Annotated in this window: 26 protein-coding genes and 7 pseudogenes; 13 read left to right on the plus strand and 20 right to left on the minus strand. The window is 55.7% G+C overall.

Annotated features, from left to right (window positions below; translation table 11 throughout):
* Window positions 1-322: 322 nt before the first annotated feature.
* The 5 genes from JCM10550_RS02875 to JCM10550_RS02895 form a co-directional block, all read right to left on the minus strand.
* Window positions 323-2,152, minus strand: coding sequence for an exonuclease SbcCD subunit D C-terminal domain-containing protein (locus JCM10550_RS02875; RefSeq protein WP_172673739.1), 1,830 nt, complete (start codon window positions 2,150-2,152; stop codon window positions 323-325).
* Complete coding sequence (sbcD, locus tag JCM10550_RS02880) at window positions 2,149-2,721, minus strand: exonuclease subunit SbcD (RefSeq protein WP_281175244.1); 573 nt, start codon at window positions 2,719-2,721, stop codon at window positions 2,149-2,151. Before sbcD ends, JCM10550_RS02875 begins: the two co-directional genes overlap by 4 nt.
* Window positions 2,718-2,870: a hypothetical protein gene (locus tag JCM10550_RS18010; RefSeq protein WP_157199867.1), complete on the minus strand. Its 153-nt coding sequence runs from the start codon at window positions 2,868-2,870 to the stop codon at window positions 2,718-2,720. The genes sbcD and JCM10550_RS18010 overlap by 4 nt, the downstream gene beginning before the upstream one ends.
* Window positions 2,871-3,252: 382 nt before the next feature.
* Entirely contained in the window at window positions 3,253-3,666 is a 414-nt protein-coding gene (locus JCM10550_RS19480) for a hypothetical protein (protein WP_218185095.1), read from the minus strand.
* Between the two features lie 17 nt (window positions 3,667-3,683).
* Window positions 3,684-5,270: a histidine kinase N-terminal 7TM domain-containing protein gene (locus JCM10550_RS02895; RefSeq protein ID WP_062396840.1), complete on the minus strand. Its 1,587-nt coding sequence runs from the start codon at window positions 5,268-5,270 to the stop codon at window positions 3,684-3,686.
* A 558-nt stretch (window positions 5,271-5,828) separates the two neighbouring features.
* On the opposite strand from JCM10550_RS02895, the gene JCM10550_RS21640 reads away from it, so the two are divergent.
* The 5 genes from JCM10550_RS21640 to JCM10550_RS21660 are packed head-to-tail and all read left to right on the plus strand — an operon-like array spanning window position 5,829 to window position 8,100.
* Complete coding sequence (locus JCM10550_RS21640; protein ID WP_062396842.1) at window positions 5,829-7,232, plus strand: RND family transporter; 1,404 nt, start codon at window positions 5,829-5,831, stop codon at window positions 7,230-7,232.
* A 5-nt stretch (window positions 7,233-7,237) separates the two neighbouring features.
* Window positions 7,238-7,546, plus strand: a complete 309-nt coding sequence (locus JCM10550_RS21645; protein WP_062396844.1) for a hypothetical protein — start codon at window positions 7,238-7,240, stop codon at window positions 7,544-7,546.
* A complete protein-coding gene (locus tag JCM10550_RS21650; protein WP_245618651.1) occupies window positions 7,533-7,694 on the plus strand; it encodes a hypothetical protein in 162 nt (53 codons plus the stop codon). Before JCM10550_RS21645 ends, JCM10550_RS21650 begins: the two co-directional genes overlap by 14 nt.
* Window positions 7,691-7,909 carry an MMPL family transporter gene (locus JCM10550_RS21655; protein ID WP_062396846.1) on the plus strand — a complete coding sequence of 73 codons (219 nt, stop codon included), beginning with the start codon at window positions 7,691-7,693 and terminating at the stop codon, window positions 7,907-7,909. Before JCM10550_RS21650 ends, JCM10550_RS21655 begins: the two co-directional genes overlap by 4 nt.
* Window positions 7,906-8,100: a hypothetical protein gene (locus JCM10550_RS21660; protein ID WP_245618680.1), complete on the plus strand. Its 195-nt coding sequence runs from the start codon at window positions 7,906-7,908 to the stop codon at window positions 8,098-8,100. The genes JCM10550_RS21655 and JCM10550_RS21660 overlap by 4 nt, the downstream gene beginning before the upstream one ends.
* Before the next feature lie 98 nt (window positions 8,101-8,198).
* On the opposite strand, the gene JCM10550_RS02915 is transcribed toward JCM10550_RS21660, so the two are convergent.
* Both JCM10550_RS02915 and JCM10550_RS19485 read right to left on the minus strand, forming a co-directional pair.
* Window positions 8,199-10,622 carry an MFS transporter gene (locus tag JCM10550_RS02915; protein ID WP_245618652.1) on the minus strand — a complete coding sequence of 808 codons (2,424 nt, stop codon included), beginning with the start codon at window positions 10,620-10,622 and terminating at the stop codon, window positions 8,199-8,201.
* Window positions 10,623-10,671: 49 nt separating this feature from the next.
* Window positions 10,672-11,001, minus strand: a complete 330-nt coding sequence (locus tag JCM10550_RS19485; protein WP_245618681.1) for an MFS transporter — start codon at window positions 10,999-11,001, stop codon at window positions 10,672-10,674.
* Window positions 11,002-11,301: 300 nt separating this feature from the next.
* On the opposite strand from JCM10550_RS19485, the gene JCM10550_RS18020 reads away from it, so the two are divergent.
* Window positions 11,302-11,466 carry a hypothetical protein gene (locus JCM10550_RS18020; protein WP_157199869.1) on the plus strand — a complete coding sequence of 55 codons (165 nt, stop codon included), beginning with the start codon at window positions 11,302-11,304 and terminating at the stop codon, window positions 11,464-11,466.
* A 109-nt stretch (window positions 11,467-11,575) separates the two neighbouring features.
* On the opposite strand, the gene JCM10550_RS16730 is transcribed toward JCM10550_RS18020, so the two are convergent.
* The gene (locus tag JCM10550_RS16730; RefSeq protein WP_157199870.1) at window positions 11,576-11,851 is read right to left on the minus strand and encodes a hypothetical protein; all 276 of its coding nucleotides are present in this window, start codon (window positions 11,849-11,851) and stop codon (window positions 11,576-11,578) included.
* Here JCM10550_RS16730 and JCM10550_RS16735 point away from each other — a divergent pair.
* Both JCM10550_RS16735 and JCM10550_RS02935 read left to right on the plus strand, forming a co-directional pair.
* Window positions 11,735-12,307, plus strand: coding sequence for a metallophosphoesterase (locus JCM10550_RS16735; RefSeq protein ID WP_083475253.1), 573 nt, complete (start codon window positions 11,735-11,737; stop codon window positions 12,305-12,307). The two genes, JCM10550_RS16730 and JCM10550_RS16735, sit on opposite strands and share 117 nt — an antisense overlap.
* A 37-nt stretch (window positions 12,308-12,344) precedes the next feature.
* A complete protein-coding gene (locus JCM10550_RS02935) occupies window positions 12,345-12,632 on the plus strand; it encodes a hypothetical protein (protein ID WP_157199871.1) in 288 nt (95 codons plus the stop codon).
* 539 nt (window positions 12,633-13,171) lie between these two features.
* On the opposite strand, the gene JCM10550_RS02940 is transcribed toward JCM10550_RS02935, so the two are convergent.
* From JCM10550_RS02940 to JCM10550_RS02975, 8 genes and pseudogenes are all read right to left on the minus strand, one after another.
* Complete coding sequence (locus tag JCM10550_RS02940; protein WP_245618682.1) at window positions 13,172-13,609, minus strand: NAD(P)H-dependent oxidoreductase; 438 nt, start codon at window positions 13,607-13,609, stop codon at window positions 13,172-13,174.
* A gap of 299 nt (window positions 13,610-13,908) precedes the next feature.
* Window positions 13,909-14,517: pseudogene (locus tag JCM10550_RS02945) on the minus strand (flavodoxin family protein); the annotation flags it as partial.
* A gap of 248 nt (window positions 14,518-14,765) precedes the next feature.
* Window positions 14,766-15,032 (minus strand): MarR family winged helix-turn-helix transcriptional regulator, encoded by a 267-nt coding sequence (locus JCM10550_RS02950; protein WP_245618653.1) that lies wholly within the window; start codon window positions 15,030-15,032, stop codon window positions 14,766-14,768.
* Window positions 15,033-15,459: 427 nt separating this feature from the next.
* Window positions 15,460-16,419: a DUF1670 domain-containing protein gene (locus JCM10550_RS02955; RefSeq protein ID WP_062396855.1), complete on the minus strand. Its 960-nt coding sequence runs from the start codon at window positions 16,417-16,419 to the stop codon at window positions 15,460-15,462.
* 96 nt (window positions 16,420-16,515) lie between these two features.
* Window positions 16,516-17,191 (minus strand): annotated as a pseudogene (locus JCM10550_RS02960) (peroxiredoxin).
* Between the two features lie 183 nt (window positions 17,192-17,374).
* Window positions 17,375-17,717, minus strand: a pseudogene (locus JCM10550_RS02965) (carboxymuconolactone decarboxylase family protein).
* Between the two features lie 4 nt (window positions 17,718-17,721).
* Window positions 17,722-17,847: a desulfoferrodoxin FeS4 iron-binding domain-containing protein gene (locus JCM10550_RS02970; protein ID WP_062396856.1), complete on the minus strand. Its 126-nt coding sequence runs from the start codon at window positions 17,845-17,847 to the stop codon at window positions 17,722-17,724.
* Between the two features lie 59 nt (window positions 17,848-17,906).
* Window positions 17,907-18,125, minus strand: coding sequence for a hypothetical protein (locus tag JCM10550_RS02975; RefSeq protein ID WP_062396857.1), 219 nt, complete (start codon window positions 18,123-18,125; stop codon window positions 17,907-17,909).
* Window positions 18,126-18,226: 101 nt separating this feature from the next.
* Here JCM10550_RS02975 and JCM10550_RS24255 point away from each other — a divergent pair, with 101 nt between their 5' ends.
* Window positions 18,227-18,361, plus strand: coding sequence for a hypothetical protein (locus JCM10550_RS24255; protein ID WP_281175232.1), 135 nt, complete (start codon window positions 18,227-18,229; stop codon window positions 18,359-18,361).
* 36 nt (window positions 18,362-18,397) lie between these two features.
* Window positions 18,398-18,883 (plus strand): flavodoxin family protein, encoded by a 486-nt coding sequence (locus tag JCM10550_RS02980; RefSeq protein WP_281175245.1) that lies wholly within the window; start codon window positions 18,398-18,400, stop codon window positions 18,881-18,883.
* A gap of 69 nt (window positions 18,884-18,952) precedes the next feature.
* Here JCM10550_RS02980 and radC read toward each other — a convergent pair.
* Window positions 18,953-19,625, minus strand: a pseudogene (gene radC / locus JCM10550_RS02985) (DNA repair protein RadC).
* Window positions 19,626-19,717: 92 nt separating this feature from the next.
* Here radC and JCM10550_RS02990 point away from each other — a divergent pair.
* On the plus strand, window positions 19,718-20,290 hold the full coding sequence (locus tag JCM10550_RS02990) for a rubrerythrin family protein (protein ID WP_245618654.1): 573 nt from the start codon (window positions 19,718-19,720) through the stop codon (window positions 20,288-20,290).
* 56 nt (window positions 20,291-20,346) lie between these two features.
* Window positions 20,347-21,526, plus strand: a pseudogene (locus JCM10550_RS02995) (FAD-dependent oxidoreductase).
* 24 nt (window positions 21,527-21,550) lie between these two features.
* Here the strand turns inward: JCM10550_RS02995 and JCM10550_RS18025 are convergent.
* Window positions 21,551-21,871, minus strand: coding sequence for a hypothetical protein (locus JCM10550_RS18025; protein ID WP_157199872.1), 321 nt, complete (start codon window positions 21,869-21,871; stop codon window positions 21,551-21,553).
* 177 nt (window positions 21,872-22,048) lie between these two features.
* Between JCM10550_RS18025 and JCM10550_RS18030 the strand changes: the two genes are divergently transcribed.
* Entirely contained in the window at window positions 22,049-22,213 is a 165-nt protein-coding gene (locus tag JCM10550_RS18030) for a hypothetical protein (protein ID WP_157199873.1), read from the plus strand.
* A gap of 83 nt (window positions 22,214-22,296) precedes the next feature.
* Here the strand turns inward: JCM10550_RS18030 and JCM10550_RS03005 are convergent.
* Both JCM10550_RS03005 and JCM10550_RS24260 read right to left on the minus strand, forming a co-directional pair.
* A pseudogene (locus JCM10550_RS03005) lies at window positions 22,297-23,815 on the minus strand (succinate dehydrogenase/fumarate reductase iron-sulfur subunit).
* Window positions 23,812-25,478: pseudogene (locus JCM10550_RS24260) on the minus strand (fumarate reductase subunit A). The pseudogenes JCM10550_RS03005 and JCM10550_RS24260 overlap by 4 nt, the downstream one beginning before the upstream one ends.
* Window positions 25,479-25,527: the final 49 nt, after the last annotated feature.

Raw genomic sequence — 25,527 nt, forward strand, 5'->3', positions numbered from 1 at the left:
AGTGCGGCAGGATCCTGGTACCACAGGATTTCTGTGAGGGACTGCTGTAGACTACCAATCTCTGTGTTAGCAGTGGTGCACCAGGCATCAATCTCTGCAGGTATCGGTCGGGCGGCATCACCCGGAACTGCTGCAGTGAGCTGTTTTGTGAGATTCATGCTGTCTGAAATGAAAGATGCAGGATCTCCTGAAATCCCTCTGTCCGTAAGAAACCATGCCGTCGCCTCCGTTTCTTCCGGGCTACGGACCTTTGTGTCCGTTCCCCGGTGCAGGTCTGTGCAGGCACTCTCCCAGTCTGCGTCTGCTCTCTCCTGTGCTTCGGTCACTTCACTGAGACGGTCTGCCCCCCCGGCCTGCAGCTTCCGGTCGAGTTCCCGCACTTCCCGGATGGCCGGGGGGGCGGCCAGATCTGCCCGTTCCTTAACCTTCGTGAGTGATTTCTTCTGCAAAGAGACAGTCTCCTCTGTCCGGCGGATGGCATCCATTTTGTCCGGCATTGCCGCTTCGAGCTGTCCGAGGGATGTTCTGTTCTTCTCCCGGCTCTCCCGGAGGGTAGTGATCTGGCGGTAGGCCCCCCCTCCTGTGCGGCGGCTGTTTCTCCTCTCTGCAGGCGGCTGAGCCCTTCTTCTGCTGCGGCCCGCTCTTCCGTCCAGTCTGCCTCTTCGTGTTCCGTCTCGGCAATGGCGGAGTCAATTCTTGTCATATCCTGGTGCCAGGCAATTCCTGTTCTGCACTGCTTGATCTCTTCCTGCAGCGCATCTGCCTTCTCTGTAAGGGTCGCCTCTTCCTCCCGGAGTGCGGTAATCTCCTCATCCGGGAGCAGTGCGATTCCGCTGCCTTCCGCCTCCAGCACCTTCAGTGTCTCATCTTCCTTTCGTTTCCGTTGATGGACCGCAACGGAGATTCTCGAATAGATCTCCGTACCGGTGATCTGCTCCAGAAGAGGAGAGCGTTCATCTGGCGATGCGTTTAAAAATGTCGCAAAATCTCCCTGTGCGAGCATCACGGAACGGGTAAACCGGTCGTAGTCCATGCCCGTTAACTTCTCAACCAGTTTCGGCACTTCACGCTTCCGCGTGGTGAGCACCTCCTCCGTGAGTACATCTGCAATTTCGTGGTGTGGGGTCTGAAGTGTACCGTCCGGTTTCCCGCGTGCCCGTTCCTGTGCCCAGGTGCACCGGTAGATGCCGCCTGCTGTTGCAATCTCCACTTCTGCACTGCATTCCCCCGCCCGGCGGTGCATAATCTCGTTGGTTGACTTGCTGATGGTCTTGAGCCGGGGGGGTGTGCATCCATAGAGTGCCAGGCAGATGGCATCCAGGATGGTCGTCTTCCCTGATCCGGTCGGTCCGGTTATGGCAAATATGCCATCCGCAACGTAGGCTCCGCTGGTGAGATCGATTTCCCAGACGCCTGCAAGAGAGTTGAGATTTTTTAGCCGTATTTTTTGTATTCTCATGCGAGGTCTCCTCCATCTGGTTCGTTGGAGTCCATGTCCCTGCGCACTTCCCGGAAGGCGGTCATCAACGATCCTGCTGTTCGGGGGGGGAATTTCTGCGGTTTCCATGCGGCGTCTGAAGACCTCGGTCTCTGTCAGTTCTGCAAGTTCCTCGCATGACTGATATGCCGAAAGTGCTGCAGAGACAAGACGCATATCTTTCACCCGTAAAACCTCAATAGGGGTCCCTTCAACCATTCCAGCCACCTCTCCCATCAGGTCTCCCGGAAGGGCGGCACCATCGTATATCACCTCAGCCCAGACCGGATCACTGGTATCTCTGAGTTCATTGATTCTGTCGGAAATGGCTGGCAGATCACCCCCCCGGATGGTGGTGAGGTGGCGGAACCGGGGGGGAACGGGGACAGAGCGTACCACGGCCGGTATTCCCGGTGCGGTGGTCACGATGATCACTTCCTTTTGCTGCTCTGCCTCTCCGAATCCAACCGGGATCGGCGAGCCGGGATATCGTATGGTATCAATTCCTGCCACCTTCTGCGGGACATGCAGGTGTCCGAGTGCCACATATGCGGCCTCTGCCGGGAAGACATCGGCTCCGACCCGTTCGATAAAGCCTGCGACCTGGTCACGGACACCATCACCCTCGATGGTCTTTCCCCCCCCTGCAGCGAAAAGATGCCCAGTGACGATCACAGGGACCCGCGGCCTGTCTTCAGGCTGCATGATACATGCGGCTTCCCAAGCTTCCTGATAGATGGACTGGACCCCCCCTTTGCGGATCTGTAAGGCTTTTTCATCAATAGAGATGCCGGGGGGGTGGAGTGCCTGATATCGCGGTCACGGAGGTAGGGGGGGACAGCGGCCACGATGCACTCCGGTTTGCCGTCCGGCCTGTCCAGAAGAAAGGTGCCACCCGGATGTCCGGCGCCTGCTTTCCCCACGATATGGATGTTGAGCGGTTCAAGGATCTCCCGTGGTGCCTCAAGAAATGCCGGGGGGGAGTCATGGTTGCCTGCCGTGATGATGATATGTCGGCAGCCCGCCGCTGCTGCTGCGGTCAGGAAGCGGTAATACAGCGATTGGGATGTGGCGGACGGGGGGGAACCGTTATCAAATATATCACCGGTCACCAGCAGCAGGTCAACAGATTCTCTTTCGATAACTCCTGCCAGCCAGTCAAGAAATTCTTTCGCCTCTTTGTCCCGGCGCCGTCCGCAGAGTGTCATTCCGAGGTGCCAGTCGGCGGTATGAAGAACGTTCAGAGTTCTCCCTCCGTGAAAAGAGATGTAGCCGGATAGTCTGCGATACGGATGTTTTTGCCCTGCATATGATGAATCCTTCTCTCCGGTTCCAAAAAGGTGAGGGATGCAGGGTGAAAGTGTCTGCTGTAGATACGGTGTCCGGCTGCCATAGAAATATCCCTGACCCTCTTTTGTCTGAGAAAGTGGTTATCATCAGATTTATATGCAGTATCGAAGGGTGTTTTGGCCAGATGGAGTTTCATCTGTTGGAGGTTGGTATTTTCATGCACCTGTCTGGTGGATATTCCGTGAGAAAGAGAAGATACCACAGATATGGGGGTGCTCTGTACAGAATACATAGAGGTCAATCATCTGGTGGTCCCAGACACAGAGAACGAAGAGGAAGTCGGGGAAACCAGACCTCTCTTTAATCACTCTCCCTGATATCCCCCCCGGTATCCTCCCTCGGGGATCTGCATCACAAACCCTGAGCCTTCCCCCCCTTCCGTTCCTTCTTCAGTGATCGCGATACGGGTGAGGGCCAGGATCTCTTTACTTAAAAAGAGGCCAAATCCTGTATTTTGTCCATACCCCCCCTGCGTAAAGATCTTCTCCTTGAGTTCCTTTGGCACACCCCGACCGTTGTCTTCCACCACCAGACAACTCCCCCCCGGGATGGTGTTCAAAACGGACGGTCACTGTGGTGACACGTTTACCATGGCGGTGGGCGTTTTCAAAGAGGTTCTCAATCACCTTCTGGAACATGGGGTCAGCATATATTTCCAGTGTACCCGTATCACAGGAGACGGAAATTCCGGTCTCACTTATTGCCCCCCCTTCGGCTCGTGCGGCCACTGCTGCCACGTTCTGCCACGAAGGAGTATAGGTGCCGAGATCTTCATAGTCGCGGGTGAATGAGAGCTGTTCCTCGATTACGGCAGCGGCATGATCAATCTGTGCAACCATCTTTCTCACCTCCGGGCTCATTGCCTCTTCAGGTCCATCCCCCCCGTGAGTTCGGCTATCATCCGGATCACCATCACCTGATTGAGAATATCATGCCGGGTGATTGATGTGAGCAGTTTAAGCTTGGTGTTTGCTTCCATCACGGCCGATCGGGCCTCGTAATGATTCGAGACATCCTGGGTGATACCCACAATCCACATCGGTCTCTTGGTATCATCCCGTCCGATGATCTGGCCGGTGATCTGAACCCAGCGATCCTTTCCGGTCTCTGTGATGGGAAAATCAAGGGAGAAGGTATCCATTCTGCCGGTTGCAATTTCTGCAAACAGCTGTTCAAGTACCATCTCCTGTCCTTCAGGCAGGTGTTCTTTCATTTGATCTGTGAGTGCCTCTATGGTGGTGACATTCTCTATCGTACGGTCGGCGGGCAGATTTTCATAGATCACATATCCCTGACCTTCCCGCCACTCCCAGGTCGCAAGGCCCGCACCTTCCATTGCGATCTTGAGTCTGAGATCCTTTGCCTTCATCTCCTCCTCCGCACGCCTGCGTGCGGTTGCGTCACGGATGAGGATTATCGTACCTCCCGACCGGGTGTCATATCCCTCCACCCGGCTGACGGTCAGGTCAGACCAGCGCCTCTCTTTGGCAGCGTCCGTGTGCAGGACCGTGAGTGAACGAGCCTCCCTGAGTGCAGTGAGACTGGTTCCGAAGACCCTGCCGAGGAGCACATCGGCAGAGAGGGAGATGGCCTCCTCCTCACTTATCCCTGATGCCTGGCAGGCCGCACTGTTGATGTCAATGATGACACCGTTTCCGTCTGCGACGATCACCCCCCCTTCCAGGATCTCGGTTATGATACGGGTTCTTGCAAACGGCATGATGTTGAAGAGGCGCAGCCAGAATATGGTGATGAAGATGAGGATGGCACTCAGGGCAAAGAAGAACGGGGGGGTGATGTCGACGTTGCCGCCATCCGGCACTGTGATGAGCGTGAATACGGTGATTATATTTGCGGTGAATGGGACGAGGGCGCTCAGGATCAACAGGTATATCTGCCGCCTGAAGTGTTGTGGTGAGGACGTCAGAAGGCCGGTCAAAAGGAGTAGGGCGCTGGTGACGAGTGCATATGAATATACCAGATTTATCCAGAACCAGATCCCGCGGGGGGGTCCGGCGTATCCATTGAAGAGCCAGAGGGACGGGTCAGCCATCTGCACATAGTAGAGTCCCGTCCACGGGTTTGTGAGGAGAAAACCGATGCTTACTGCCGGAAGAAGGGCGACTGCTGTCCGCTGCCACCCTGGCATCTGTTCGTCCTTTACGGTATATGCGAGGGTAAATAGAAAGAACACGAGCGGGGGGGTGAGGATGATGAAAATGAACTTGATACCCGAGAACATGAACTTGGTGGGGGGGACGTCCGGAACAGCGATGATTACCGCATCACAACAGAGCCACCCGGTCAATGCGGCAGAGGTATACAGGAGCCAGCTGGCGCCGCGGGCGTCCTGCCGGGTTCGGAGCACCCATGCAATACCTGCGGTAATACACGCCGTTCCCAGTAAGAGGGCGAATACAAATAACTCCGGGTTATTCATCATCACCGTCTCTGCTCTGATTTCTGTTTTGTTTGTACATGCACGTGTTCATCCGGATGAAGTGGATATGTTGTCGTTGGGGGGGTTCCTGATTTATCATGATATAGATGGATGAAATGCAGGATGGTCGACTCTGACAGTAGCGATCTGATTCATGTCTCCTTTCCGGTTGTCTCTCAAAGCTGACTATTATATGGAGTTATTATCCGCGCTTCTGAATAGTGCAGGAGGATATGGCTCGTGCTCTGATCCTCCCGGAATTCCCATACCTGTTTTCAATTATACTATATGATACGTATTTTTCCGTTTTTCAGGTGGGCATCATCTTTTGGATAATTCCTCTCGGTATACCGGTACGGTGTGCACCTTTTAATATCTCAGACGTTGTTGTTTTTTAAGTAACAACAGGAGATAATCATGGGTGTCGGGTGTGGCTTCTTCGTCTCCCTCCCTTGGGGAAGAGAGCATACAGGCGGTACCTGTCCGTCATGGCAGCATCGTTTGTCCTGCATCTGTGAATATCCCGGAATATCAAGCAATAACAGATAATAGAGAGATAGCATGCAGTCACCATTTGCCTTTCTGGCCAATTCCATCAATCATCACCCAAAGACCGTTGCAGCAGTGGTCTTTGGTGTGATCCTGGTGATGATGTTCTTTGCGTCCGGGGGGGTCGAGATGAAGACCGGTACCGAGACCTATGTGGACATCACCTCACCCTCGGGTTCCCTCATCAAACACTATGAGGACACGTATAAATCTGACTCTGTTATTCTCATGATCGAGGGCGATGCGGTCTATATGCCTGAGACACTGGATTACATCCGGGATCTCTCAGAGGATATCGAAAATGAATACCAGATCGTCTCAGTCACGAGTATCATCGACCTGATCAATATATACAACGGCGGTGTAATCCCCCCCGGGTCTGAAGCGGAGATAAAAAGCATTGTTGAGCCGTATAAAGACGTCATTCCGGGGGCCGCAACGACCGGTGCGATGACTTTGATGCAGGTCATCGTGCAGCCCGGTTTATCCGACTCCGCCTCCAGCGCCGCCCTGAATAACATCCGCTCCGTGGTGGCCGCCCATAGCCCCCCGCCCGGTATATCGGTTACGGTAACCGGGACGGCGGCATTTGCTGATGAGATGAAGACCTCCATGGGTTCATCCACCGGCATGCTCATCGGCCTTGCGATGCTGTTGATGGTCGTTGCGATGGCCTTTCTCTTCGGGCATGTCCGTTACCGCTTCCTGCCGGTCCTCATTGTGATGATGGGTGTCATCGTCTCCTTTGGCATGATGGGCGCTACCGGGACGGGGGGGCTCACCATGATGGTGATGGCCGCATTTCCAGTGATGATCGGTATCGGTATTGATTACGCCATCCAGTTCCAGACACGGTTTGATGAGGAGATACGTAAATCGTCTATTGAAGACGCGGTCTTTACCACCATCACCCAGTCGGGCAGTGCGGTTGCAATAGCGATGGTCGCCACATCACTCGGATTTATCGCTCTTACCATGTCGCCGTTTCCCATGGTCACTGACTTCGGGGGGGTGATCTGTGTAGTGGGTGTCCTCTCCTGCTATCTCTGCGCCTTGGTCATTGTGCCCACCTTTGCAACACTGGTGCACTACCGGCCACTGGATCCCAAATCCCATAAAAGCGGCAAGGGCAACCAGAAGTCCATGATGGAACGCTATGATGTGTTTCTCGGAAAAGTGGCTGGATGGATTGCTAATCACCCGGTTGGTGTCCTCCTCCTCGTTGGCTGTATTGCGATGATTGGCATCCCGCTGGATGACAAGATCATCATCAACACCGAAGAGGAGGCGATGGTGCCGCCGACGATGCCTGCAAAGGTGAGTATGGACAAACTGGGCAGTGCGATGGGGGTCGACGTCCACGATACCCCCCCTGATGGTACGGGGGTGACGACATCTTTGAACCCGATACTCTGAAATGGATGTACTCATTCACTGAATATGAGAAACAAAAGCACAGTGAGATCACGGGAGGGAAGAGCATTGCCAGCATCCTTGCGTCAATGAACGGCGGCGTCCTGCCACAGGACCGTGGACAGATAGCCGCACTCCTGAAGCTCGTGCCGGAAGGCACCCTGTCCCGGTATACTGCCGGTCAGATGGAGGCGGTCATCGAGTTTTCCACCGAGGATCTGGATCTCAATAGCATGAAGGCACTTCTCGATGAGATGCGTGAGGATCTCGCGTGGTACGAGAGTGACCCCCGGTACGACCGGCGTGTTTACGGGTAGTCTGGCACTCTTCGGGGGGGACATGATCGACGGCATCACGGAGTCCAAGAGTGACATGAACCTGCTGGGATTCGGCCTGATATTTGCCTTCCTCCTCCTCATATACCGGAAGCAACGGCCATTACTCCGATTATCCCGATCATTATGATCGTCGGCTGGAACGCGGTCATCATGTATGTCCTTGGTCTGGAGTATAACATCCTCACAGCCACCCTTGGTGCGATGACCATTGGTGTTGCGTCCGAGTATACTATCCTTATCATGGAGCGGTATGATGAGGAACGCGAACGCGGGCTATCCTGCATGATGCCATCCAGACCAGTATCCAGAAGATCGGGACGGCGATTACCATCTCCGGGCTGACGACGGTTTTCGGTTTCTCCGCTCTCACCTTATCGGAGTTCCCCCCCATCATGGCCAACTTCGGTCTGGTGACCGTGATCACGGTGGCCTTCTCTCTTGTGGGAGCTATCCTCGTGATGCCTGCAGTGCTTGCCATTGTCAGCAATATCCAGGACTGGCTTGCGGCACGAAAGTCTGCAAAAGTGTGCTGAGGAGATCACAAAAAAGGTGCAGGGGGGGCCATAATTCTACCCTGCAAAAATCATTTTTTCCTGCGTTTTTTTCCCCATGATTTGATTGCAGTATCCGTTCACGTTGTCTCTTCTGCAGGACGTGGTCTGAGGTTGCCCCCCCGCACCGCAGAGAACCAGACGCCTGCTGCACAGAGTGTCCCAAAGGCGGTAAAGGCGTATTTTGTTGCGGTGAGAAGTTCCGTGGTGATGTCCGGGGGGGTGATGACAACTGTCCCGATGACCATGGAAAAGGCCATCATCGCCACTGCCATGGAGAGATTCTGCCCCAATACCCGCATCGTGGCGGCGGTGGCAGAGGCAACGCCTGCCTGTGCATTGCCGACCGAGCTCATGATGGAGTTCATATTGGGAGGTGAGAAGATACCATATCCAAGTCCGAGCAGCATCAGCACGGCCATGATGAGGGAGACCGGCGTCTCTGTCCCGATGAAGGACAGGAGAAAGAGGCAGGCAGTGACAATGCCCATGCCGGTGGTGGCCAGTATCCGGGGGGGCTCAATGCGGTCCGAAAGTCTGCCCGCGACAGGTGCCGCCACTGCCATGAGGATGGGTTGTGCAAGGAGGATGGTGCCCGCCGCCTGCGGGGGGGAGAGGAGCCGGACGTACTGGAGATAGAGGGAGAGCAGAAAGGTGACGGCGTAGGTAGAGGCGTAGTTGATGAGTGCAGCAATATTCGAGAAGGTGAATGCCCGGTTGCCACGGAGGAGCCGGACGGGAAAGATCGGTTCGTCTGCACGGGTCTCCCAGAAAAAAAATCCAACCAGACCGCAGATACCGGACAGGGTGAGGACCGCTGCCCAGAGAGCGGGCAGGCGGGAGGCACCGCCGATGATGAGGATGAGGGAGATGCCATAGATGACGGTTCCTGGGTAATCAAACAGTCTTTTTGGTGCACTGCTGGTATCTTTGGGAATGACAGAATATCCGACAACAAGGGCGGTGAGGATGACCGGGGGGGCTGTCGCAAGAAAGAGTGCCCGCCAGCCGAGAAAACCGGTGAGGATGCCACCGAAGAAGGGGCCTGCGGCGAGGCTCACATAGACGACTGCGGTATTGATGCCGATGATCTTTCCCCGTTCCCGCAGGGGGGGATAATTCGTGGTCAGAAGTGGCAGGGCGGTGGCAAAGGTCATCGCGCTCCCGAACCCGGCAATGGCCATCCCTGCCATCAAAATACCGAATGACGGTGCCAGTCCGGCGCAGATGAGGCCGGTGCCCATGACCGCGATACCAACGAGGAAATATGGTCGCCTCCCGAGCATGTCCGCCGTCTTTCCGAAGGGCAAAAGGAACATCGCATAGGGGGGGAGAAGAAATGCGGTCGGCACCCAGCCCAGCAGGGTGGCGGGGGGGACGCCGAATGCCGCTGCGATGAAGGGCAGGGCAATCTGGACCCCGGAGGAAATGAAGGGGGGGTGGCAAAGGAGGCGAGGCAGACGGCGAAAAGAATCGCGGCGAGGGTGCGTCCTGAAAGCTGGGGGGGTGTGACGGTATCCATGGAATTCTCCGGTATATGTCTGTTTAGGGCTGGCAGAGGAATGAATGTTGGGGGGGGTGGTGCCTCCGGGTACTAATCGTCCCGCAGATTGCCCCGTGCGGCAGAGAACCAGATACCCGCCCCACAGAGGCAGGCACAGATGGCAAAACAGACCTGGACCGCACGCAGGAGTTCGTTGATGACTGCCGGGCCGATCTCCACCTCCCCCGATGACAATGGAGAAGACCATCATTGCAATGGCCATCGAGAGCATCTGGCCGATGACCCGCATCGTGGCGGCGGTGGCAGAAGCAACACCTGCGGCATGGTCGGGCAGGGCACTGATGATGGAGTTCATATTCGGCGAGGAGAAGATGCCGAACCCGAACCCGACGATGACAAGGAGGGCTGCCACGATAATGAGCGGTGTCTCCGGCCCGAGGAGCGCGAACCCGGCAAGGGCCCCCTGCGACCACGGCCATGCCGATGGTGGCGGGAATCCGTGGTTCAACCGGTCGGAGAGTCTGCCTGAGAAGATGACAACGATGGTCATCACGACGGGCTGGGTGACGAGGAGGATACCCGCGGCATCGGGTGTAAAACCCCTGACTCCCTGGAGATAGAAGGAGAGCAGAAAACCGATGGCGAAGGTGGCGGCGTAGTTGATGAGTGCAGCGATATTCGAGTAGGTGAATACTCGGTTGCCAGCAAAGGCCCGCACCGCGAAGACCGGGTTTTTGGCCCGGCCTTCCCACCAGAGAAAGGCTGCAAGTCCCCCCCCGGTGCCTGCTGCTGCGAGTATTCCCCCCCCTTCCAGTCGGGGATCAGGGAGAGACCGGTGATGAAGAGGATGAGGGCGACTGCATAGATGCATGCTCCCGGATAATCGAATCTGCCGGTCAGCCGTCCGGTTCCCTTTGTTGCGGGGGGGATATCCCGTACGCTGGGGGGGATAAAGGAGAGAACGGCGATGGCTGCGGCAAGGGTGAAGACACCCCGCCACCCGGACACGCCGGTGACGATGCCACCAATGAACGGCCCTGCGGCGAGGGCTATGTATATAATCGCGGTATTGATGCCGATGACCTTCCCGCGTTCATGCAGGGATAGTTCATCGTGAGAAGAGCGATGCCCGTTGCATAGATCATCGCACTCCCGATGCCTGCGACAAACATCATCACGAAGAGCGTCCAGAAACCGGGAGAGAGGGCGGCACCCACGAGGGAGACGGCCATCACAAGGATGCCTGCCAGAAAAATCTGTCTCTGTCCGATGGTGTCTGCGACCCTGCCGAACGGGATGAGAAAGATGGCGGACGCGAGCAGGTACGCCGTCGGAACCCAGCCGACCAGGTCTGCACTCACCATGAACTCTGCCGCGATAAGCGGCAGGGCGATGTTGATGGCTGACCCGATAAAGGGCAGGATGAATGTGGCGGCGCTGGATGCGATGAGAATAGCCCGGAGTCGCTGCCGGGAATAGGAATGGGGGGGGATTGCTGTTCATTGGGGAGAAGAAATGTTCATTTTAGACCGGGTTAAGGGTTCTGCAGGGGGGGCATCATTCATCTGTCATTTTTTGGTCTGATTGCAGAATCTCCGCCTGAAATAACCCGTAAAGTATCTGGTGATGGATGATAGAGGATATATGCAAAAAACGGGTGGTTATCTGGATGAATGGTGATGCGAAATGAAACGGGGGGGACCGGTGTGGTATGCATGCTCTTTCTGGTGCTCTGCTTTGCCGGGGGGGTGGGGGGGGCGGCGGATACCGTTGCCCTGGGGGGGATGAAGGATGATACGGAAAGTGCAGGGATATGTATGGTTTCAGTCATGGCCCGTATCTGACCGGCATGACGGTGAACGAAACGTGGGTGAACTGCTGGGCGCCATTCCTGCGGGGGGGGACAGTCGCATATGCAACCGATACCCACTATCGGGAGACGGGCGGGTACGATCAGCAGGTAACGGATGATGCAGCGGTAGCACTCCACATGTCTGCCTCACCGGTCTTGAGCAGGATACCTGTTACCATTATACACTCACCGTTGGCGGGGGGGAAACGTCCGGTGATCACACCTTCCAAACCTTTCCAGAAAAAGGTCCGTTCACCTTCATAGTCTACGGGGGGGATACCCAGGAACAGCTCCCTTATTTCACTCAGGCAGAACGACATGCGCTTGTCGCAGAACGGATTGCCGCAAACGAACCGGACGCTCTTTTTGTCATGCACGTCGGTGACACGGTCTGCGTGGTGGATGATGGGGGGGACGAATGGGATCGTTTCTTTACCGCGGGGGGGAGGACGCTCTTTGCTGATATGCCCGTCATGCCGGTGCTGGGTAATCATGAAAATAATGCGACCGTCTGGTACGACACCTTCGGTATGCCGGAGTGGTATTCCTTTGACTGCGGGAGCTCCCACTTCGTGGTGCTGGACTCAAATGACTGGGCGACGCCGCACATGGAGGAAGAGACGGCATGGCTCAGAGCGGATCTAAAGGAGAACCGGGACAAGAATCCGGCGGGCCGGACATTTGTTTCCTTTCACCATCCACCGTACAGTTCCGGGACCCGGCATCCTGGCGGATGGACGGATATTCGTGAACTCTGGGTGCCGGTATTCGAGGAATACCAGGTTGATATGGTCTTTAACGGGCATGTCCATGCTACCAGCGTTATGTGGTGAATGGCATTCACTACGTGATCGCGGCAACGGGGGGTGGATGATGTACAATCTTACCGGGGACAAGGCGGAAGGCCACGCAGCGAGTGCTGATCATGAGTTGGGATATGTGCGGGTGACGGTGGATGATGACCGGGTGACCTCAGTTTTTGTGCCGGTGGCGGCGGTATCGGCTGACAGCCGTGCGGTTACCGGGATCGTTCCGGCGGGGGGGACAGAGTATGATCTGGTGGTAATCGGGGGGGGTTGTGATGATGGAATTATCAGGGTCTTTAAGAATCTTGAGTGGACTGATAGGATTCATCCCTTTCTCAGTCTCATCAGCTGAAAATTCCCGGTCGCACATCGATAACTGAGATGGAATATGCTTTTTCCAGATCTGTTCCTGTATTACGGGCTCTGGAGAATTGCTGCGAAGCAAAAGAAGATGTGCGTAAGTGTGCAAATCCGGTTGGATGGATGCCTGTCCTCTCCCTGTTTGGGCACCCTTTGTTCACTCTTTTTGGTTTCCTATATGGGGGGGGAATTTGAGGGCAAAATGGGCGTATTTTTCGGCCATTTTTACTGCCTGAAAAATACGGTTATAATATCATTCATTTGCTAAAATGACGGTTAATTGAGGACTATTTGGCGGTTGCTATTGGCGAATATTTTTTGAGGACATATGGGTTGTCTTGACTGAGATCAGGCCACTCCGGGCTTCTGTGTGGACGTGTTTTTCCCGGTCGCAGACCCTTTTGGGAGTAATTTATACGTTACTTAACCATATGGCGGGATTTTTGCCCAAAATGACAAGAATCGTACACCGCAGCTTGCATGAGTGAACAAACAGCATGTCCGGGTGCGCACACTCGAAAAAGAATTGGTTTATTCATCCTGCTCTCCGGTTCCGGTCTCCTTCTGCATCTTTTCAAGCTGTAATACTGCTTCCTTTCCTGCCGTGTATGCAAACGTGAGGGCGGTGGGATGTCCCTGGATACCACTCCAGCGGTCCATGCCGGGTGCGGTGATATTGTGGTCCGGGGGGGTGTAGCCGCAGCCGAAGCCGTTGAAGAATGCGGTGATTATGGGATATGCGTAGTCAAAGATATCGGGCCGCTCCATCCCTGCGGTTGCAAGGAAGTAGCCGGGGGGGTGGGTCGTGAAGTGCTCTTCATCGAAGTGCACCTGATGGAGCTTGAACTTCTGTGCCCAGATGGTATGTGCCCGATCAATGAACGCCTTCATCTCTGCGGTGATGGACATTGAGTATATGGGAGAGGCCAGGACAACGACATCTGCCTCCGGGACTTTCTGTGTGAGAATCGGTATGAGGTCATCGTTGATGATGCAGACACCGGTCCTGTGGCAGGCATTGCACCCCCCCGGCAGGAGCGGTAGTCAAGGGTGGAGAGAATGATCTTCTCGGTCTCCCCCCCCGGCGTCCGCTGCTCCCTCCAGAAAACGATCAAGCAGCTGTTCGGTGTTCCCGCCCCCCCGGTGGGGGACTTCCCGATATGCCCAGCACCCGTAGTGGTCGTCCGGTGCGGAGGTTCATGCGGCCCATCCTTTTTTGGTTCAGTCTTTTTGTCTTCCTGCATATCCCTCTCTTCCCCCCCGGCAAGCCGTGTTTTAATCTCCTCTATCATCTGCTTTCCCAGGGCAACTGCATCCGCGGTCGCCGTCGGGTGGGCGGCAAGCGCACCCATCTTATCCACATTGTTCACCATCAGGTATGAGATATCCCGGTTCTTGATCTCCATTACATGGAAGAAACACTTCACCGAAGGAATGAGACCATCGAAGACATAGTCCCAGTCCTGCCCGGCGGTGGAGAGAAACGCTCCCAGTCGTTTGCCTTGCCGCTCTGCAGGGATGACAGGGAGATGGAGCACGTATTTCCGGGACCGCAGCACCTGCATCCGGTCGACAAGGGCTTTTGCCTGGGCGCACATTCCCATGCAGAAGACCGGTGAGGCCATCACCACAATGTCTGCTGCGATGATCTTCTCCAGCACCCAGCCAAGGTCGTCATCATCAATGATACAACGGTTGAGTTCTTCGCAGGCATTGCATCCCCGGCAGGGCTGGATATCTATCTCATCGAGTGCATACTTCTCCACTGTAACGTTCTCTTCTTTTGCCATTGCCCCCCCGAGGAGGGCATCAAGAAGCGTCTCAGAGTTTCCGTGCCGCCGAGGACTTGTCGCAAAGGCAAGAACATTGACTCCCATTAAGGCACTGTTCGCAGGAATCCTACTTTAGGGTTTCCAACAGGAGTAACCCTCTCTCCGCGATCGGGGGGGCATGGGGGGGTCCGATATGAAGATACTAAAAAAGATATCCGGGAAGGAATCTGGTATTGCCCATGTATAAAAATAACCGAAGGGGGGGATCTGGCATTTCCTCTCCCTATGGCAGATGAAACAGGAGGTTGCAGTCTCCCGCTCATTTTTGAGTAATATTCTTGTTGTCCTCGTGCCTATGGGCGCAGGTAAAAGACCTGGCGTGCGTCAGTGAAGTTAAACTTCCTGACCACAAACCCCCCCTCTTCGATGAGCCTGCGCAGTGCATTTCTGACCGTGCGTGGTGCCCATGCGACCTGACTGGATATCTCTGAGAATGTCCGGGGGGGTTCATGGTCTTCAAGGATCTCCATGACTGCCCGTGCTGAACCTGGAAGTTTCTCTTCTGCGATCCGGGGGGGCTTGATCATGTCCTGATTGGGTGTTACGGTATATGTTGTCATTAGTGTGCCTCCTTGGCTGGTGTATGTGGTGTATCTGGTGCTCCGGCACCAGTTTTCTGAACTACTGTGCATCTGGTGGTTATTGTGATGATTTGACTCCAGTTACGATTGAATAAAGGAGATTGTAGTACCTCCTGAATTACTTCGCAGTGTCACGTTCGATGAACGGGTCTTCACTCGCGGATCTTCACAAGTCGCTGCCCGGACCTGATAGATCCGCGTACTGCCGCCTGGGATCATTTTTCCATCACAGACCACCATCTCACCGGATTTGATAGGAGATCGGACACATTCCCGAATGCCTGCCCCCCCGTCTTGTCCGGGTCATCGGTGTGGGTACACTATGCGACATTTGTCATCCCTATCTCTACGCCAATGAGTATTAAAACTTTCGTATGCCTGTATCTATTACAAAATCGTGATAAATTCAATTATTGCTTAAAATTAGTTTTTTGGGAAAAATTGTCTGATTATTGTGCCTGTGGATATTTAGAACCTTTCCTGCCACGTAGGCACCAATTCGTGATTGACTGCATCTCCTATAAGGACATCTGTCTGATCCTATGTGAGCTATCTGGGGGCAAATGGGGGCAGGGCGCTGGATGATGCCCGGTGTGCAGTGGGTGAATAATTCCTTAAGTCGCAGACTCTTTTGGTTTTTGTGGCATTCATAGAGGATAAGAAACTCCCCCCCGACCACCTTCTCAGGGATGCCTGTTACCTCAATGATCTCATTTGCCCGATAACTCCGTGCATATAACACCACGGTATCAGAAAACTGGCGGAGGTACTTGCGCACCATATCAGTAGAAACACCACATTCCTCAGCGGTATTGTCCACTTCTTCATTGCAGAGATAGCAATCCACACAGACCGTGCGTATGGACGGTATATGGCCGTACTCGTGGATGGCACCCCCCCGTGTCGGCAGTCGTATGCCTGCGCATCTCAGTTCCTTGATGTCGCGCTGGATGGTGCGTGATGAGGTGGTGAGCAATAGTGCGAGGTCATGCTGGGTTAACAGGCCTCCCTGATCATAGGCCTCACGGGCAAGGCGTATCAGTTTGTGCTGTCGCATTCCCTGCAAACCTCCCTTATCAAATGCCATTGCATCTTCAGGATCCGAGATTGTGAGGAATACCGGGCGCAGGGGCATCTCTCCGAATGCCCGGCCCGGCGGCTCACGCATATCCACTGCATGGTGGATGATCTGCATGTCATTGCGGTGCCAGCCATAGGATTCTTCAGCGAATTCGTTCATTAAATGGATAAGGGAACGGCTGGTCACATGTTTGAAGCCGTACTCCTCTTCAAGAATGGCAAGGAGCTGATACTCTTTTGTCTTGATCCAGGCGCTTTTGAGCGACGGAACCTCGGTACGCTGCATTGGCATGAGGACATTTCCTGATGGAAGATGGATCCTTCTCGCCCATAAACCTCCCGACAAATGTCACATCAATCTTGGTATGAAAGGGGGGTATATTCAGATATCTTTGTAGCAGAGATACCAGTCTTTGCAGTCGTAGCCCTCTTTCAGGCGGGCCTCTGCCGCTTCCTGGGTGGCAGGCGGAGGCACGACCACTCTGTCACCCGGTTGCCAGTTGGCAGGGGGTGGCGACACCCTTCTCATCTGTTGTCTGGAGCGCCTTCACCAGCCGGACAATCTCAGGGATATATCGCCCGTTTGTGAGCGGATAGTAGATCATGGCCCGCAGAATTCCCTCCGGGTCAATAAAAAAGACGCAACGCACCGTCGCGGTGCTGCTTGCCCCTTCCTGGATCATGCCATAGAGTCGGGCTACATTCATATCAAGGTCGGCAATGACCGGGAAGGGAATGTCGACTCCCATCTGTTCCTTAATGTTTCTGATCCACCCGATATGGGCATGTACCGAGTCAATGGAGAGCCCGATGAGCCACGCATTCAGTGCCTTCAGCTCCTCATAGACCCCCCCTGCAAGTGCCATAAACTCGGTGGTACAGACCGGGGGGGTGAAATCTGCCGGGTGGCTGAAGAGCACTACCCATTTTCCCCCCCGGTAATCTTCCAGTTCCATTGGTCCATGTGTTGTCACAGCGGAGAATTCCGGTGCCGGTTCGTTCAGTACCGGCCCTCCCTGACAACAGAGGTAATCGTCAAACGTCTCGTCGTCACACATAGGTATTCCTCATTTCACCATGACCCCGGTGGTGTTCAGCGGTAGGGTCATATCATTTGTCTCATTCTCACCGGCAAAAGGGCAGAAAGAACACGTTCCGCAGATAACCGCTCCGCTCTTCTGTACAGATCATCGAATATGGTAGCGAACAGGGGGGGGGTTGGCCGGGACTGCCCGGGTGGATTATTTTTTCATCAGGTCGTCGATTGCGGTGCGCCCATAGGTATAGGCCGGCATACCTGCGAGCAGGAAGGTCACCCTGAGTGCCTCTTCCACCTCTCGTAGTCGACACCAAGGCCGGATGCTCCCGCCGCCTGAGCCCGGACCGCGTGCCGGTCCCGGAGGCTGCCGCCACACAGATGGCAATGATTTTCTTTGTCTGGCGGGAGAGTTTCCCGTCTTTCCAGATGAGTTTGTCCATCGACGTGACCCAGTCCTTTAGGTCCGGATCTTCATCTGCCCACTTCTTCACAATTAACGGGACCTTACCGATCTCCTCTTCCAGTTCTTTGAGCTGTGCATCCATACTCTCACTCCTGCAGGGCCATCGGCTCGCCGCAGCAGACGAGTTCTCCCCCGCCCACTTCAACTACTTCAACAATGTTCCCGCAGATCTCACATTCAAATTTTTGACCTTCACTTTCCACATTTACCATTTTTCTTCACTCCGTGGTCGGGGGGGGATGCAAACTCCCTCTATTTTGATCCTATCATCTCAGCGTTTTGGGGGGTGCCTGACATCTTCCGGGGGGGTCCTGATATCTTCCCTGATATGCGTCATCGGGAAACAGTTGTAATACTCACAGGCACATGTGGGGCATTTTCTGAGATCCTTGTCAGACTCATCGATGGCAAATTCAAGGCCACAATCAACACATTGGTATGTTCCCGGTCCGACTTTTTCGCCAGCTTTCACTCGCTTGGGGGCTTTCACTCATGGACAATCACCTCTGTGCCTACATCTGACTACGGTGTAATAAATCTTTCCCGGATGATAATAACTGGTAGATACTCCCTGCCGGTCTGCCTTCAGGAATGATTATCTGGATTAGCACCCTAGTCTCCCCCCCGATGGCCCCCCCACAGATTATTGCCCTTCTGGGAAGTCCCCCCCGTCCGAAGGGGAATACGGCAAAGCTGATGAATGAAGCGGTGCGGGGGAATCCGTGATGCAGGGTGCGAGGTTGAGATTGTTCCTGTGCCAAGCTGAACTTCAGCCCGTGCAAAGAGATTCTCTACTGTCAGGAGCATGCCGCCTGTGGTATCAATGATGATGTGACCCCCCCGTATCTCGAAAAATTCCGGAATATTGACGGTCTCATCGTGGCCACACCGGTGATGACAATGGGCATTCCGGGTGCCCTGAAGTCATTCATGGACCGGTTTCAGGTCTTTTTTATGGCGAAGTATTTCCGGAATGATCCGTTGGTTTCCCCTGATAAGAAGGCGCACCGCAGGATGCTTCTTTTAAGCATCGGCGGGGGGGAGAATATTGAACATGATTTTGACGGGATCATCCTTTCCATGAAGGCCTTTGGTCATGTTATCGACTGTCCCTACTGGGGGGGTGAGGTGCTGCAGAATAATATGGATGAGGTGATCGACATCACGACACGGACTGATGTGATGAAGGCCGCCTATGAAAAGGGATACCGTATGGGTGAACTTATTGCCCGTGATATGGGAGAGTGAGCGGTCGGGGGGCACCGCCCCCCCTTTTTGCATCTTGGTTTCATTTTTATGAAGTCCCCCCCTCCTGTTTCAGAAGAGGCCCTGCTCCTTCAGGCTGGTGTGACCCGTTTTTGCAACGATTACATGGTCGAGTACGCGGATGCCGAGGATCTCTCCTGCCTCGGCGAGTGTGCGGGTGATGGTGATGTCAGCGTCTGAAGGTTCTGTGTTGCCGGAGGGATGGTTGTGGACAAAGATTACCGAGGCGGCCCGGTCAGTGAGGGCGGGGGGGCGAAGACCTCACGGGGGGGGTGCACCGGGGAATGGGTGAGTGTACCCTTCGTTATGGTGTGGCGCCGTATCACTTCACCCGCTCCGTTGAGGGTGAAGGCAATGAAGTGTTCCTGGTGTTTGTGGAGCAGGTCGGTGGTCATCATCAGGATATCCTCGGGCCGTGAGATGGTGGTGCCCGGTTTTTTGATGTAGCGGCGGGCCAGTTCAAAGGCGGCGACCATCTGGGATGCCCGACTCTCCCGATGCCCCGGACCTCCATCAGGTCGGTGTAGGACATCTCTGTCCCCTTCTCATCCAGAAGAGCGATGATATCGTTTGCGATTATGTATACGTCACGGCCGGGGGGGATTCCCTTGCCGATGATTGCCGCAACAAGCTCGTGGTTCTCCAGAACCGTCGGCCCGCTTGCGGCGATTCGTTCCCGTGGCCGGTCGATCGTCTCGGTATCCCGCATCCTTTTTACTGCCATATTGCCTCTTTTCCCCCCCCTACCTGTTTTAGTCTATAGACAGAGAATCGCAAACCGGGAATAAAACGGTGACGGTATGCAGGGTTTGTCCCGTGACCAGCGAAGAGTTTAATACGGAGCGTGTCCGTTTTACTCCTATCAACGAGGAAGAGGTCAGAGATTACTATGACAACAGAAGAGAATGCCTGGGAGCGTTCGCCGGAGAATCACAGGCAAACCGCAGGTATGCAAATTATTCCGTAAAGGCAAAGGATGAAGGATATCCGGTCGTAGCAAAACTCTTTGCAGCCGCATCAAAGGCAGAGGAAATTCATGCACGGCGTCTTCTTGGGGCCCTGAAGGCGGTGGGTTCAACGGAGGAGAATCTCGCCGGTGCTGTTGAAGGGGAGACACACGAGTACACCACGATGTATCCCTCCTTTATTGAGGAAGCAACGGTCGAAGATGCTGCTGAGGCACGGACGGTCTTTACCCATGCGATGAAGGCAGAAGAGGTGCACGCAGGCCTCTATACCAAGGCACTGGCTGCCGTGAAGGCCGGAGGCGATCTGGAGGCATCTGTCGTCCATCTCTGTCCGTTCTGTGGCAATGTTGTCCTCGGTGAAGTGCCGGAGCGCTGCCCTATCTGTGGTATTCCGGGCACGAAGTTTGAACTGATTGAATAACTTATTTTTTGGCCGGGCCGGGAAGTCTTATCTGTCTCTGTGGTATAGAGGGACATATGCCAAATGTCACTGTGTATTCTACTGAGGGGGGGTGCCAGTACTGCCGCCTGACCAAGGGCTACCTCTCCCGTCTGGGGGGGGTACCCTTCACCGAGGTCGATGTCGGCCGTGACAAAAACGCTGCAGAAGAGATGGTGAATCTGTCCGGCCAGTACGGGGTGCCGGTCACCGTGGTGGACGGGGAGGTCATCGTTGGGTTTGATGTGAAACGGTTCCGCGAACTCTTTGAGACGGGGGAGGCACCGGACATCTATGACATGATTGTCATCGGTGGCGGGCCTGCCGGTCTCACGGCCGCGATGTATGCCTCAAGGAAGATGCTCTCTGTCCTTGTGCTCACGGAGAATATCGGGGGTCAGGCCCTGGAATCGTGGGCCATCGAGAATTACATGGGATTCCGTCTGGTAACCGGCGGGGGAACTGATGCAGAAGTTTGAGGAGAAGGTGCGTGAGGAGGCGGGCATCACCCTTGAACTGGACTCGGTTATCGCCCTGCGGGAGAATGAAGAAGGGGGAGTTTGTGGCAGAGACTGCCTCTGCACGAAGTTTTTCGGGCCGGGCTGTCATCATCACCTCCGGTCTGCGTCCACGGTGGCTGGGGGGGCTTCCTGAGGAGAAACGGTTCATCGGCCGGGGGGGGTGAGCATCTGTTCCACCTGCGACGGCCCACTCTTTGCCGAAAAGACGGTCGCGGTCGTTGGCGGCGGCAACTATGCCCTCACAACCGCCATCGAGATGAGTGGCATTGCAAAAGAGGTGCACCTCATTGTCCGCTCAGAGCTGCGGGCAGATGAAATATACCGGAAGGAGTATGCATCCGTTGAAAATATCATCACCCATAAACCGGCGGTGGTGACCACCATCCACGGGGGGGATACCCTGGTGCAGGGCATTGCCATCACCGACCCGGAGACAAACAAAGAGACCCGGCTTGCGGTTGATGGCATCTTCCTTGCCATCGGGCATCAACCGAATAACGGCTTTTTAGAAGATTTCGTGGCGATGAACGACCGGGGGGGTGAGGTCATGATTGATGTGAACTGCACCACCTCGCGGCCAGGTGTCTTTGCGGCAGGTGATATCACGGAGATACATGGCAAACAGGTGATCGTCGCCGCAGGTGAGGGAGCCAAAGCAGCGCTTGAGGCATACCAGTATCTCTTGCGAAACCGCTGAAGAGTCACTCTTATTCTTTTTCTCTCATTCCCCGTGGGGGGGGATTTTTCTCTTTTTACGGCAAAATGGGTACATATGCAAGCATCTCCGGCACTGAAGGCCGGTGCTCTCATTCTCCTGTTCCTCGCGGTCTGCATCTGCGGATGCACGCAGAGTAGCACGGGAGGGGGGGACGACACCGGCGACGCAATCGACCAGCAGATACAGGCCCTCTCGTCCGGTGACAAGGACACGGAACTGGCCGCCATTACCTTGCTCACGCAGGTTGGTGAACCAGCGGTGCAGCCGATCATCGACTCCTTTACGACCGGTGACAACAAGACCCCGGATATACGGTGCCTTCATTCTTCAGGAGATAGGCACCCCGTCGATTCCACCGCTTGTTGCCGCCCTGGATTCAGATGACACGGACACCCGGTCCATCTGTGGGACGACTCTGGTGGGTATGGGTGCCCCCCCAGCGGTGCCCTCCTTACTTGATGCCCTCGAACGGGGGATTCTGACACACAGAAGGTGAAAGAAGTGATTGTCCGGATCGGAGAACCGGCCGTACCTGCCCTGCAGGCGGCGGCGCTGAGCCCGAACCCGACGTTTGCCGCTGAAGCAGACGCACTGATAAAATCAATCTATATCACTGTGAAATACCGGGAAGGATTAGAGAATACGACCGCCACGGCAGCAAACTGACGGTCAGCAGAACACCCGGACATATTGAAAAGAGATGGGGGGGGTCCCCCCCTTTTCTCATTGGATCGGTTTATTTTGTATTGTTATTCGACGTTTCTGCAGGGGGGGAGATCCTTCCAGTCGCTATCCTCTCCTGACGTGTCGTCCTTTGTTTCGTATGCCTCAAAGAGCAGGGTCGTGATATTGATGACGGGGACAGCAGAATGTTCACCGATATGGAACTCGCAGAACGGGCATGAGGTGACGATGGTTGCAGCACCGGTCGCAGCGATTGCTTCCCGCCGGTCCCGGCCAAGGTCTGCCGCCACATCGGGGGGGAGCCCGGAGCGTACACCTCCGCCTGCCCCGCAACAGCGTGCGGGCATCTCGCGGAAGTCATCGGTCAGCTTCCGGAGAAGGGCCCGCGGCTCTTCGATGACACCCTGTCCCCCGGCGGAGGTGGCAGGGGGGGTCATGGTAGGTCATGGGCACCGAGGTGGAGACCGGTGCTTCGATGCCGTATTCGATTAGCAGTTCATTGATATCGATGACCCGGAAGGGTGTGTCATAGTCATTTTTCAGGGTAGAACCGCAGCCGGCGCACATGGTGAGGACCGTTTCAATGCCGCGGTCGGTGAAGCATCCGATATTGATCCGTTTGAGTCCGCGGATTAATTCCGTCTGGCCGGTCCGGATCAGGGGAGACCCGCAGCAGACCTGTTCCGGCGGTATGATCACACGGATGCCGTTTCTGCGTAGTACAGCGAGCATCTTCAGGGCAGTGTCCGGGAGGCGGCCGTTGTACATACAGCCGACAAAGAACCCTACCTCCCCCCCCTGACCTCGCCCACTGGTTCGATGACCTCAGGCATCTGCTCCAGCACGGTGGGCATGATACGGTCCACACTCCGGCCGGTGGCGCGGACCATGTCTGAGACTGTCTGGTGCTTCGGTAGGGTGAGCCCCCCCTCTCGGTGCGCGATCTCCCGCAGTTTCTCAATGGCCTTCCCCCCCGGAATCACAATATGTTTCGGGCAGACTTCCAGACAACGCTGGCAGGTGGTGCAGGTAAACAGACCCTTGTCGACGGTGAGTGTTGCACGGTCCCGATCGTCCCGGGGGTCAAGGGCAATACGCATCTCCTGGCGCATCGCAGTCGGGCCTGTAAATTCGGTGACTGCAACTGCGGGACATTCGGAGACACAGGCGAGACATTCGATACAGTCCCGGATGGGTCGTATCGCCTCGTTTGCGTCCATCGTCAGGAAGCCCGAGAAGATACCCGGTGTGATGCCTGCAAGGTCCTGCAGATAACTCTTCATCTCCACCTTGAGGTCACGCTCCACCGGGAGGTTCAGCGGGGGCGACTGCCATCCCGTCATATGCCTCGTGCATACAGGCAAGCACCGGTTCGTCGTTTACCCGAACCGTGCAGCTGCCGCACTGCCCCCCCGACCCGCAGCAGTAGCGGTATCCAAGGGACGGGTCACACTGTTCCCGCACCGCGTGGAGGGCGTGCAGCACTCGTGCGCCCTCGTTTATTTCAACAGTATAGGTTTCGATATGTGGTGCCGGGTCGGTCTCCGGGTCAAAGCGTTCGATGGTAAAGGTAATCGTGTTCATACTGCACCTCTTTTATCTTCAATGGCAGTCCCAAACAGTGACTGCACCGTATGGCCAAAGGGTGAGTCTGCGGGTGTCCAGTCCTGTGTGATGTCCTGCCTGACGTGGGCACCGCGTGACTCCTCTCTGAGGATGGCGCCATGGATGATCAGGCGTGCGACCGTGAGCATATTGGTAACGGTGCAGCACTCGCCCAGCATCCGGCGGTCGGCTGCCTTCGGCACCAGATTCTGGAGGCGACTGACGGTGGCCTCTGCCTCCTGCAGGCCTGCTTTTGTCCGGAAGATACCGGCATGATCCCACATCGCATGCTTTAGTTCACGGGTGATCTCATGCGGGGGGGTGTGGAACCGTTGCAGTAGGCGTCACAGCGTGCAGCCTCTGTTGCGAGCACCTCGTCGATATCCACCGAGATGTTGGCAGCAGGGGGGGTCTTTCCTGCAGACTCTCCGGCACGTTTCCCGAAGACCTGGGTGTCTGCGAGGGCGTTACCGCCGAGGCGGTTGGCCCCCCCGTGGATGCCGCCGGTCACTTCACCGCAGGCATAGAGACCAGGGAGTGTGGTGGCCGAATCGGGGGGGGTTATTTTCAGTCCGCCCATGAGGTGGTGTGCGGTGGGGGGGCGACCTCCATCGGCTGGGTCCGGATGTCCACACCGAACTGGAGGAACTGTTCAAGCATGACCGGCAGCCGGCGTTCAATCTCTGCTGCCGGCAGGTGAGTCACGTCCAGATAGACACCCCCCCCATGTTCACTGCCATGGCCTTCAAGGATCTCAGTTGTGATGGACCGCGAGACCACATCACGGGTGGAGAGCTCCATTCTCTCCGGGTCATAGCGTTCCATAAACCGTTCCCCCCCGAGGCTGTTCTTCAAAACTCCTCCTTCCCCCCCGCGGACGCCTCGGTGATGAGGCGGCCGCGTGAATCGGGGGGGGATAGACGGCCCCCCCGGTCGGGTGGAACTGCACCATTTCCATATCAATGAGGGTGGCCCCCCCCGCCCGGTATCCGAGGGCAAAGCCGTCTCCGGTCCCCCCCGCGGCACAGTTGGTGGATATGTCATAGCACCGGGTGCCGCCGCCGGTGGCAAGCACGGTTGCATCAGCAGTGATGACTCCGAGATTGCCGTCCCCCCCGTCCAGGGTGACGGCGCCTGCCACACGCCGGTCGTCCATGAGGAGGTCGATGGCGCTCGTCTCCTGCATTTGCCGGATTCCGGTATTTCGTATCTGTTCGGTGAGGGTGGCAATCATCTCGTGGCCCGAGCGGTCACCTGCATAGCAGGTGCGGCTGAAGCGCTGGCCACCGAAGGGACGCTGTGCCGGTACGCAGTCTTCCTCCACATCGAAGACCGAGCCCCAAGCAGAAAGATCCCGGAAACGGTCCGGTGACTCGGTCACCAGCGTCTCTGCCAGTTCCGGGTCGTTGAGGTATGCCCCCCCCGCGCATGGTGTCTTCAAAATGGAGTCCTGTAGAATCTTCTTCTGCAAGGACTGCATTATATCCTCCTTCTGCCATGACGGTGCATCCGCCTTTTCCCGTCAGCGTCCGCGAAAGGAGCACTGTTTCGCCATACTGGCTGGCTTCAAGTGCCGCCCTGCAGCCGCTCCGCCGCTGCCGATGACAAGCACATGGCAGTCAGTCACATGATCTCCAGGCATGATATTAACCATTATGCCGTATACTTACATAAAGAAATAGATAGGATAG

Origin of the sequence: Methanogenium cariaci JCM 10550 (assembly GCF_001315945.1) — an archaeon.
Taxonomy (GTDB): domain Archaea; phylum Halobacteriota; class Methanomicrobia; order Methanomicrobiales; family Methanomicrobiaceae; genus Methanogenium; species Methanogenium cariaci.

Excerpts from the sequence above, each read along its gene's own strand:
- JCM10550_RS18010 (WP_157199867.1), bottom strand. The coding sequence starts at position 2,870 with ATGGCAGCCGGACACCGTATCTACAGCAGACACTTTCACCCTGCATCC.
- JCM10550_RS19480 (WP_218185095.1), bottom strand. The coding sequence starts at position 3,666 with ATGGTTGCACAGATTGATCATGCCGCTGCCGTAATCGAGGAACAGCTC.
- JCM10550_RS02895 (WP_062396840.1), bottom strand. The coding sequence starts at position 5,270 with ATGATGAATAACCCGGAGTTATTTGTATTCGCCCTCTTACTGGGAACG.
- JCM10550_RS21640 (WP_062396842.1), top strand. The coding sequence starts at position 5,829 with ATGCAGTCACCATTTGCCTTTCTGGCCAATTCCATCAATCATCACCCA.
- JCM10550_RS21645 (WP_062396844.1), top strand. The coding sequence starts at position 7,238 with ATGTACTCATTCACTGAATATGAGAAACAAAAGCACAGTGAGATCACG.
- JCM10550_RS21655 (WP_062396846.1), top strand. The coding sequence starts at position 7,691 with ATGATCGTCGGCTGGAACGCGGTCATCATGTATGTCCTTGGTCTGGAG.
- JCM10550_RS18020 (WP_157199869.1), top strand. The coding sequence starts at position 11,302 with ATGCGAAATGAAACGGGGGGGACCGGTGTGGTATGCATGCTCTTTCTG.
- JCM10550_RS02935 (WP_157199871.1), top strand. The coding sequence starts at position 12,345 with ATGATGTACAATCTTACCGGGGACAAGGCGGAAGGCCACGCAGCGAGT.
- JCM10550_RS02950 (WP_245618653.1), bottom strand. The coding sequence starts at position 15,032 with ATGACAACATATACCGTAACACCCAATCAGGACATGATCAAGCCCCCC.
- JCM10550_RS02955 (WP_062396855.1), bottom strand. The coding sequence starts at position 16,419 with ATGCAGCGTACCGAGGTTCCGTCGCTCAAAAGCGCCTGGATCAAGACA.
- JCM10550_RS02970 (WP_062396856.1), bottom strand. The coding sequence starts at position 17,847 with ATGGTAAATGTGGAAAGTGAAGGTCAAAAATTTGAATGTGAGATCTGC.
- JCM10550_RS24255 (WP_281175232.1), top strand. The coding sequence starts at position 18,227 with ATGATTATCTGGATTAGCACCCTAGTCTCCCCCCCGATGGCCCCCCCA.
- JCM10550_RS18025 (WP_157199872.1), bottom strand. The coding sequence starts at position 21,871 with ATGAAGGCACCGTATATCCGGGGTCTTGTTGTCACCGGTCGTAAAGGA.